The sequence below is a fragment of the Photobacterium sp. BZF1 genome (assembly GCF_014349205.1).
Lineage (GTDB): Bacteria > Pseudomonadota > Gammaproteobacteria > Enterobacterales > Vibrionaceae > Photobacterium.
In genome coordinates this window covers 19,314-28,521 of record NZ_JACSOF010000083.1, presented here as the reverse complement: position 1 = coordinate 28,521, position 9,208 = coordinate 19,314, and the positions used below count along the sequence as shown (strand labels likewise).

13 protein-coding genes and 1 pseudogene are annotated in these 9,208 nt (G+C 42.6%); 13 read left to right on the top strand and 1 reads right to left on the bottom strand.

Features of this window, described 5'->3' with window-relative positions; translation table 11 throughout:
* The first annotated feature begins 187 nt into the window (after positions 1–187).
* The 9 genes from BIZ37_RS18160 (at position 188) to BIZ37_RS18120 (ending at position 6,070) form a co-directional block, all read left to right on the top strand.
* Positions 188–691, top strand: coding sequence for an AAA family ATPase (locus BIZ37_RS18160; RefSeq protein ID WP_187462682.1), 504 nt, complete (start codon positions 188–190; stop codon positions 689–691).
* Between the two features lie 37 nt (positions 692–728).
* Entirely contained in the window at positions 729–995 is a 267-nt protein-coding gene (locus tag BIZ37_RS18155; RefSeq protein WP_187462681.1) for a hypothetical protein, read from the top strand.
* Between the two features lie 158 nt (positions 996–1,153).
* Positions 1,154–1,696, top strand: coding sequence for an NADPH-dependent FMN reductase (locus BIZ37_RS18150; RefSeq protein WP_187462680.1), 543 nt, complete (start codon positions 1,154–1,156; stop codon positions 1,694–1,696).
* A gap of 63 nt (positions 1,697–1,759) precedes the next feature.
* Positions 1,760–2,539 carry a ribonuclease H family protein gene (locus BIZ37_RS18145; protein WP_187462679.1) on the top strand — a complete coding sequence of 260 codons (780 nt, stop codon included), beginning with the start codon at positions 1,760–1,762 and terminating at the stop codon, positions 2,537–2,539.
* 54 nt (positions 2,540–2,593) lie between these two features.
* Entirely contained in the window at positions 2,594–3,403 is an 810-nt protein-coding gene (locus BIZ37_RS18140; protein ID WP_187462678.1) for a PhzF family phenazine biosynthesis protein, read from the top strand.
* Between the two features lie 39 nt (positions 3,404–3,442).
* A complete protein-coding gene (locus BIZ37_RS18135) occupies positions 3,443–3,943 on the top strand; it encodes a GNAT family N-acetyltransferase (RefSeq protein WP_187462677.1) in 501 nt (166 codons plus the stop codon).
* A gap of 105 nt (positions 3,944–4,048) precedes the next feature.
* Positions 4,049–4,552: a peptide deformylase gene (gene def / locus BIZ37_RS18130; RefSeq protein WP_107296741.1), complete on the top strand. Its 504-nt coding sequence runs from the start codon at positions 4,049–4,051 to the stop codon at positions 4,550–4,552.
* Between the two features lie 127 nt (positions 4,553–4,679).
* On the top strand, positions 4,680–5,012 hold the full coding sequence (locus BIZ37_RS18125) for a YnfA family protein (protein ID WP_187462676.1): 333 nt from the start codon (positions 4,680–4,682) through the stop codon (positions 5,010–5,012).
* Positions 5,013–5,116: 104 nt separating this feature from the next.
* Positions 5,117–6,070: a DUF2860 family protein gene (locus BIZ37_RS18120; RefSeq protein ID WP_187462675.1), complete on the top strand. Its 954-nt coding sequence runs from the start codon at positions 5,117–5,119 to the stop codon at positions 6,068–6,070.
* 123 nt (positions 6,071–6,193) lie between these two features.
* Here BIZ37_RS18120 and BIZ37_RS30515 read toward each other — a convergent pair.
* Positions 6,194–6,435 (bottom strand): annotated as a pseudogene (locus tag BIZ37_RS30515) (hypothetical protein); the annotation flags it as partial.
* Positions 6,436–6,733: 298 nt separating this feature from the next.
* Here BIZ37_RS30515 and BIZ37_RS18115 point away from each other — a divergent pair.
* The 4 genes from BIZ37_RS18115 to BIZ37_RS18100 all read left to right on the top strand — a co-directional run bounded on the left by BIZ37_RS18115 (position 6,734) and on the right by BIZ37_RS18100 (position 8,781).
* Complete coding sequence (locus BIZ37_RS18115; RefSeq protein WP_187462674.1) at positions 6,734–7,351, top strand: HAD family phosphatase; 618 nt, start codon at positions 6,734–6,736, stop codon at positions 7,349–7,351.
* A 20-nt stretch (positions 7,352–7,371) separates the two neighbouring features.
* Entirely contained in the window at positions 7,372–7,791 is a 420-nt protein-coding gene (locus tag BIZ37_RS18110; RefSeq protein ID WP_187462673.1) for a GNAT family N-acetyltransferase, read from the top strand.
* Positions 7,792–7,811: 20 nt separating this feature from the next.
* The gene (locus tag BIZ37_RS18105) at positions 7,812–8,420 is read left to right on the top strand and encodes a trans-aconitate 2-methyltransferase (protein ID WP_187462672.1); all 609 of its coding nucleotides are present in this window, start codon (positions 7,812–7,814) and stop codon (positions 8,418–8,420) included.
* A gap of 118 nt (positions 8,421–8,538) precedes the next feature.
* The gene (locus BIZ37_RS18100; RefSeq protein ID WP_107296735.1) at positions 8,539–8,781 is read left to right on the top strand and encodes a DUF3297 family protein; all 243 of its coding nucleotides are present in this window, start codon (positions 8,539–8,541) and stop codon (positions 8,779–8,781) included.
* Positions 8,782–9,208: the final 427 nt, after the last annotated feature.

Here is a 9,208-nt window from a genome sequence, read left to right as displayed (position 1 = left end):
ACCTTGCCATGTTTATCTTCGCCGTGGATACTGAACGAATGTTTGGTTAAATCAATGCCATAAATTGATTGTGACATGGTGGCCTCCAAGGAGTGTAGTCAGACTTACCAAGTGTGGCAGAGCCTGATGAGGGGGAGTCCATGTCATTCGTTAGTTATTTTTATTACTTACACACATAGGCAAACATGTGAATAAAAAATTGCGTATAGTGACAGGTGCACCAGGCTCTGGGAAATCAACAGTGGTGAATGAGTTACTAGATTACTCTCTGCGATCAAGTTGTGTCTTTCTTGACATCGACTTAATTGCAGACTCAGCAAGTAAGTTGGCCAAAAGCAGTATTTATACTGATCCCGACACATGGGTTCCATATGGAAACTTATGGTTTGATATTTTGAAATCACTGACATTAAACGGCAAATCTGTTGTTTGGTTTTGTCCAAATACACCAGAAGATATTCAATCTCAAGATACTTCTTTTTTCACCGAGATTGAGTGGTTGCTACTAGATTGTGAGGATCTAGTTAGAACAGAACGTCTTGCGGAAAGAGGTTGGAAAAAAGACAAAATATCAGAGTCGCTAGAAGATGCGCTGGAATTAAGAAATTTGAGCCTTTATTCAGTCGATACGACGAATTTATCACCAGCGTCTGTAGCAAAAGAAATCATCAAGTGGGTAGAGCGCAGCTAACAAGTGCTCTAAGACGGACGGGTAACTGAGTTTGTATATGGAAACATCAAAAGAAGAACTTCTCGCTGTATTAACGAAAGAGTGCGAATTGTATTCATCGATTCCTGCCAGTGAGCAACAGCAAAAACGCGATAAAAAGTGCTTTATTAATGGATTGATGACAGCTTGTCGAGTTGTAGGCATCAGTTTTGAAGAGCTGAACTCGGTAATAGAATCTATGCCTAAACAGCCAAAGTTCAAAAACATAGATGAACAGCTATCTATCCCAACTTATGTGCGAAATAACGTTGAGATAAAGCTGTAAAACTTGGCTGCGCCATACAAGCATTAAGCGCGACTTCCAACGTTTGCATGTTCAGTTCAATGTTTGGTTACGTGTTTCCGCTGCAGTGATTTTAGTATCGTGCTAGTGTGCGTTACAGCTTACTGCAGCCGTTATGGCACGTAAAAATTGGAAGAGATATGAAACTACTACTATTATCAGGAAGCTTTCACTCAAAGAGTAAAAGTGTTGCAATCTTAAACGCCTTAAAAGGGTATTTCTCAGAGCATGAATATACCTTTCCAAAGTTGGACTCCTTGCCTTTTTACTGTGAAGACTTAGCTAAGGATAAGCCGGAGAGTATTCGTCAACTGATTAAAGATGTCGAAATGGCTGATGGCATCATAGTTTGCTCGCCAGAGTATAACCATAGTATTCCCGCCGTGCTAAAAAATGCTATTGATTGGGTATCAAGACCCGCATTCAATTCAGTCTTGAAGGGTAAGCCCGTTACCATTATTACTCAGGCAAATAGCCCTGTTGGTGGTGCAAGAGCCCAAGCTCATATCAAATTGGTTTTCGATTCTACTCTATCCAGTATTCATCCAGTTCATGAAATGATGATCACAGGCGTCGATAGTGTTCTGAACTCTGAGCTTCAGATAGTCGACGCAAAGGTAGAAGAAAGGCTGAAAAGGCACATGGTAAACTTTGTTGAGTTTATTGATGGTAAAAGCTCATAACAAACTACAATGACGTGCATATAATTTTTCTAGTATTCAGCCAATTTCAATTAGGAGCCTAGTTTGGCTAAAAAATATTACGTAGTTTGGAAAGGTCGCGAAACCGGCATTTTCACCACTTGGGCGAAGTGCCAGTCACTGGTTGATGGCTTTGCCGGAGCAAGGTTTAAGTCGTTTCCGACCTTAGAAGAAGCCGAAGCCGCGTTTGGAAAAAAGGGCCCAGCAAAGGCTACTTCACATAACAAAACATCTAAAGCTAAGAGCGTTAAACAGTCCATCAAATCTAAATCAGCTTCATTAACTCAAGAGCAAATAGAGGCAATGCCATTTGATGTAAAAATATACACAGATGGTGCATGTGATCCGAATCCTGGAGAGGCAGGGACTGGGCTTGCCGTATATGAGAACAACGAACTCAGTGAGCTTTGGTATGGAATGTACCAATCATTCGGCACCAACAATACAGCGGAACTGAACGGGTTAAACCAAGCTTTGCTGCTTGCCAAGGATAAGCTCGCTAGTGGTAAAACTGTCGGTATCTTCTGTGACTCAAAATACTCTATCGATTGTATTACTAAGTGGGCGAGTGGTTGGGAGAAAAAAGGTTGGACTAGGCCTGGCGGTGAAATTAAAAACTTGGATATTATCAAACCCGCGTACGCCCTTTACCAAGAGTTATCGTCTCAAATTACAATTCATCATGTAAATGGGCATGTCGGCATTGAGGGTAATGAGTTAGCAGATAGGATGTCGATCGTTGCTATCGAGTCTCAGGATCAGAACCTTTCTATGTACAAAGAAACGGATAATATCCCAGAACTGTTAGCGTTACGTGCTGGCTAAGATGCTCATATAATGACACGGCGCTATACGACTTATTTACATTAGGAGAACTCAATGGATTTAGATATCTATCAGGTTGACTCATTTACCCGTGAAGCATTCAAAGGGAACCCTGCTGGAGTCTGTATTACGTCCAATGGGTTGAGTGAAAGCTTGATGCTTTCCATAGCTGAAGAAATGGCCGTGTCTGAAACGGCATTTTTATCACTTTCCGATATGAGGTTGAGGTGGTTTACCCCTAAAGCAGAGGTGAAGCTTTGTGGTCACGGAACGCTTGCTGTTGCTCATGTACTCAAAGAAAGGGGTGATGTGAAGGACGGTGACAGCGTTCATTTTGAAACCTTGTCTGGAACTTTAACGGCGATCATCAACGAATCTACTGTCGAGTTGGATTTTCCATCACCCGTTATCGATTTTGATGTTGCCCAATCTTCAGAGTTATTGGAGGGGTTAGGTATAGAGGAACACCAAGTTATCTCCTATGGCGTGTTCGATACCAAGGTCCTCATTGAAGTGGATAACGAACAGACATTGTTGAACCTCGTGCCGAACTTTGATGCATTGAAGCAAATTAAAGGCCGTGGTGTGCTGGTTACAACACCTTCAGGAAGTGACGACTTAGATTTTGTTTCACGGTATTTTGCCCCCTGGGTAGGAGTCAATGAAGACCCAGTTACAGGTTCTGCTCATTGCGCCTTGACCGTTTATTGGTCTGAAAAGCTCAACAAACTAAAACTAATGGGGTATCAAGCATCCGCTCGAGGTGGGAATGTTGCTACAGAGCTTCTATCGAATGGACGCACTAAGTTAATAGGTTCGGCGGTCACAGTGATTAAAGGGTCTATGCGGATACCAGCCGAATAGCAGGTTACTTTTGTTGCTGTGAAAATAATGGAAGATGTAATGCTAGAAACGGAAAGGTTAATACTCACTCCAGTTCAACTTGAAGACATTGATATTTATACCGAACTCTTCACTAGTGAAGAGGTGACGCGATACCTGCCTGGCGGAAAACCTTACAGCTTGGAATACATAGAAAACTATGTTCCCCAGAAGGTCAGTCATTGGTCAAACGGCTTTGGTACATTTATTGTGTCACTCAAAAGTGAACCAACAGTCAAGATAGGGTATGCGGGTGTAGAGCAAATTCCTGAGTCCAAATATTGTGATATTCGATACGGGCTGCTCAGTGAGTATCAGGGTAAAGGGTATGCTTTTGAAGCGGCTAAAGCTGTTTTGAATTTTACTTTTGATACCGGAAAAGTGTCTGATATCTATGGTGTAGCGGTAATAGGTAACTTAGGCTCTGAAGCTTTGCTGAAAAAGCTTGGCATGCGAAGTTCCAGTGAGCGGCTTTATGACAACGATGATTTGCTGACTTTTTCAATTCAAACACGTTTGTGATTTTGTGCTGGAAATCCTTGGAAAGTAGGCCCAGCAAAGTATATTAGGGCAAAGAAAAGCAGCCTTCGCCATGAGGGCGTTTTGTTTTAAGGACAGAAGGTATATATGGCAATTTTAGACATTCTCACTGCACCTGATCCAAGGTTGAAAGTGAAAGCTGAGAAAGTACAGGATATCGCGGCCGTACAAACATTAATCGACGATATGCTGGAAACCTTGTATGCGACTGATAATGGTATCGGTTTGGCATCAACTCAGGTCGGTCGCAAAGAAGCAGTGGTCGTTATTGATCTTTCAGAAAGCCGGGATCAACCACTCATATTGGTCAACCCTGAGGTTGTCAGCGGGACCGATAAAGCTATGGGGCAGGAAGGTTGCTTGTCAGTTCCTGACTACTATGCGGATGTCGAACGCTTCACTTCCGTTGTGGTATCAGCTTTAGACCGAGACGGTAACCCAATCACAATCGAAAGTGATGAATTTCTTGCAATCGTCATGCAACATGAAATTGATCATTTGTTGGGGAACTTGTTCATTGACTACCTTTCACCATTGAAACGCCAGATGGCAATGAAAAAGGTCAAGAAGTACGTGAAAGCTCATTCATAATGGGTTTGTAAAGCTAATCACCGGATAGCAACTCTAGTATCATGTTAGACTCAGTGCTTTGTGGTGGGAAGACCTAGGTCAGTGCCCACCATGTAGAGGTATTTGAGTAGTAAACGAGGTATTTAAGTTGTTGGAAGTTAAAACTGTCGGTCTATTTTTCATTACTGCAATAGCAGAAATACTGGGCTGTTATTTACCTTATCTTTGGCTTAAAGAAGATAAATCTGCCTGGTTATTGCTTCCAGCTGCATGTTTTTTAGCCTTATTTGCCTGGTTACTATCCCTTCACCCGACAGCTGCAGGTAGGGTTTATGCTGCTTACGGCGGTATCTATATTTTTGTTGCGATCCTTTGGTTGTGGGTAGTTGACGGTATTCGTCCCACACTATGGGATGTTGTTGGAGTGTCAGTCGCATTACTCGGGATGGCAATCATAATGTTTGCGCCGAGAACGACATAACAAGCGACACGAAGTGTTGGTTTAAAGCATAAATTTCAACATTTTTTTCACTTTTCTACCGGTATGATTTTCAGCATGGAGTACCATTTAAGCTGGAACGGTTGATGGGTAGATATCAGGTGACTTTCGCTTCATTCATGATGGTAATGACAACATATTCTTATGCTGATATGGAGCGGAATAAAGGGGTATTCGGGGAAGTTGGTCTCGGTCTCGGGAAATTTACAGCAAAAGAAAACCTCAGCACAGATGGTGACGAAATTATCGCTGAACTGGGCTCAGCTTCGTCAGAAAGCGAAGTGTCTTCAGATGTTGTGCTCGCGCTGGGCTATGCGTTCAATAGCAATCACCTGCTCTATATCGGGACCCACAATGAAGAGCTGATTAATAGTGAGGTCTCCTTAGCAACAGGTTACCAATACACAACAGACAACGGACTATCTCTCGATATATCTTACCTTTATGGGGTCTTCCATGATGACACCTGGCAAGATCCATATTTAGTCGGCTCCGCACGGGAGAAAACGGATATTAAAGAGAGCGCATTACGTTTTCAGGTTGAGGGTATCAATGGCTCACCTCTATCATTAGATTCGCTGCTTTACTCTAAGCAGATAGAGTTTGAAGCAGTGAAGGACCCGCAACTCGAGCGCAGTGGTAATGGTATATGGGCGCAAACAGCTTATTCTTATCCTCTCAATGAATCTTCTTTTGTTATTCCCTCGTTATATCTAGATGCTTTTTCAGCGGATGGAGAGGCGATGTCATTCAAAGAGTACGGTATCGGTCTGGAATACCTTCATTCGGCAGGAAGTCATAGTTTCACACTTGCCGCTGAATATGGATTACGTCACTATGATGCTGAAAATGTCATTTTTGAACGAACCCAGCGAGACGAAAGGTTTGAGTTTTCGTTGCTTTATCAGTTTGAAGGATTTATGGGGCTGGATAATGTGTCACTTATAGGGTTGGCAAGCTATGAGGAGACCTTGTCTAACATAGATTTCTACGACAGTAACGAAATAGAAATCTTGCTTGGTGTGTCATACCGATTTTAGGAAATAGAATGGAACATAATTAGAACTGCAAGAATCGCTCGATTCTACGCAAGATCAGTTCTACGTTGCAGAGCGGAATACCAACCAAGAGCGTTGATAGTTGAAGATAAAATAGTTGGTTTTCTAAAAGCCTCCGGCCCATTGTTGGAATTCTCTGATGTTATCCAGTTCTTGTTGGGTTTTTGGGGCAGGGTAGCTTTACTTCTCTACCTAGAGGGAATAGTTGATGTAGGGCAAAACTGACATGTTTTTTCTTCCAAGTAATCTTGCGTGAACCTATGCAGGCCTATCGCCTTAGAAGTGCTGCGTTCACTCCATCCAGCAAGCAGAAGTCCTCTCAGTGAATCTCGAAATGGTTTGCCTTTGGGGGCGTTTAGTAAAGGGTTTAACGTTAGAGACATGTCTTGGCACTTCTTTGTTATATTTTTGACAATATCCACTCACTGTAAAATCATGGACTTGTATATGGAATCATAGAAAGAAGATCTTCTTGCTTTGAAGAACGGAAGTTTAAAGGGAATGAAGCCGTTGAAATAAGTAGTTGGTTTTCTACCTATAAAGAGGTGATACTGTGGGGCGGCCGTGTGCTGGGTCTGGTCAATTGACTTTTAGTGTTGCAAGCCAAAAATCGCTAATGCATCTGGATAATTCAAAGGAGCAAGAATGGAATCTACAAGCATTAAAAACGTCGTTTTTGATATCGGAAACGTCATTGTACGTTGGGCTCCATTAGAAATAATTAGGCTGACATTTGGTAATGATTGCGATCACGAGGAGTTGGCCAAGTCTGTTTTCCTGTCTGATATCTGGATGGATCTCAACAAAGGTTTTATATCAGAAGCTGAAGCTAAGGTTCGTTATCAGGCAACAATTGGTTTATCAGAGCTAGAGTGTGAGCGGCTATTTTATTACGTAAAACATACCCAGCTTTTAATTTTTGGGTCTGTTGAGTTAGTACAGCGTGTAAAAGCCGCAGGTTATAACGTTTATGCACTTACTGACAATGTCCATGAAATCGTTACTCACCTTAAATCGACTTACACGTTTTGGGACCTGTTTGATGGCGCAACGGTCTCTGCTGATTTGGGCTTGCTAAAACCTCAAGCTGCCATTTACCAAGCTTTGTTGAAACAAAATGATATTAAGCCTTCAGAGACAGTGTTTATCGATGACATGCCTTATAACGTCGATGGTGCAAAGGCTGTAGGCATTGCCGCAATTCAATTTGAAAACTCGGCACAGTGCGAGCAAGAACTACAAGAATTGGGCTTAGTGTTGTGATGGATAAAGGGTAGTAACAAGTGATTTCTTATCAACCGTCAACGAACCTTAGCCAATCGGCTGAAATTACTTACCAAAATATGCGCCCTTATTATGAGCAGCTTTCGGTGTCGTGGGAGCCGTCAAAAATACTGGAGCAGATTCAGGGCTTGGATAACTGGGATATTCTCTATAACGGGGAAGTCATTGGGGCTATACGGATGTCATTTGATGGTGAGGGTGGCTATGTTCGCGATCTTCAGATCAGTGGGGCATTTCAAAATAAAGGCTTGGGTGCAAAGGCACTCGATGAAGCGATGAGATTAACTAAACAGTCTGGCGCAAAGAAGATCAGGCTTAGAGTTTTCAAGATAAGCCCTGCATTTCATCTGTACCAACGTTGTGGTTTTAACGTTGTTAGTGATGATGAAAAGTTTATCTATATGGAAAAGCTTGTTTAGACATTCGGCAGGGACAGTTTATGAAACCTGAGCAGATTGGCAAAGCCTACGATCAAATTACTCACCTATGGCAGAGTGATGATTTTAATCGTGAAAACGGTATAGAGGCACATAGGCGAGCATTATCGTTTGTGAAAACCAAGGGTAAAGCGTTAGACATCGGGTGTGGCTGTACGGGGCGATTTTTTGATTTGATGCTGAGTGAAGGTTTTACCCCAGAAGGCTTAGTGGGAATAGATATGTCGGATCGTATGCTTGCCCTCGCGCGACAACGTCACCCTGATGTCGAACTGTTCAAAGCGGACATCTGCACACATCAGCTCAGCCAGCGATTCGACTTTATTACAGCCTGGGACAGTATTTGGCATATCCCTCTCAGCGAGCAGCGCAACGTGCTGACTAAAATTTTCGATAGCCTCAATCGCGGTGGCGTGTTCATTTTCTCTTTTGGCGGTACTGCAGAAGAAGGGGAGCACACCGATAATTTTATGGGACCAGAAGTCTATTATTCATCTCTTGGAACAAATGGCTTCCTGAGCCTATATTTAGAGCTTGGTTGTGCAATCCGACACCTTGAATTTGACCAATACCCGGAGTTGCATACTTATCTGATTGTAGAAAAACCGTAGTTATTCTTTTTGCGTTTGCTTTGAGTTAAATAGTTGCTTCAACTACGATTACAGTGCTTGAGTGCCAAGCACGCATTGTCTACAATGACGCACTTTTTACTATAATCAGGTCACAATTATGAGCGATTCTAAACCAGCATTGCCAGATCATCTTGCATGTAACCCTCGCAGCCCACACCACGTGGCAGAGTGCTTTGAACACGCGATCGGTATCCGTCTAAACGGCAAAGAGCGTACTGATGTTGAAGAGTACTGCATCAGCGAAGGTTGGGTGAAAATTCCTTCACCAAAAGCGTTGGATCGCCGCGGCCAGCCAATCCTTATTACCCTTAAGGGTACAGTAGAAGCTTACTACGTGTAAGTCGCTACGAATTTAAAATAGAGCCTTAATAGGCTCTATTTTTTCTTGCCGATATGTACCGCTAATTTCCCCTTTAAAGCCCTCGCAATCAAGTTACACACCATCATAGATTGAGCTAGATTCTGAACTTCGTTACACCGTCTTTTTATGTGCTGGCCTATAACTTGCTTATGTAAACAGCATCACTATTAATAGCTGAAACAACTTCAATGCATGTAGAGGAACTGAAACTTTAAAACTCATTTGTTTCACAGGAGGCAAATATGAAAGGTACGTATCTCGAAGCCGTGTCATTTCATGTCGTTCTTAGCACTGATCTTTTCCGCCATACTCCATCTGAACTGCTTGTCATTTTCGAGCGCAGATTATGCGACTCTCTAAGAGAGCGCAGCGAATTCACATGCACGCCAAACCCCTTACATCGCGA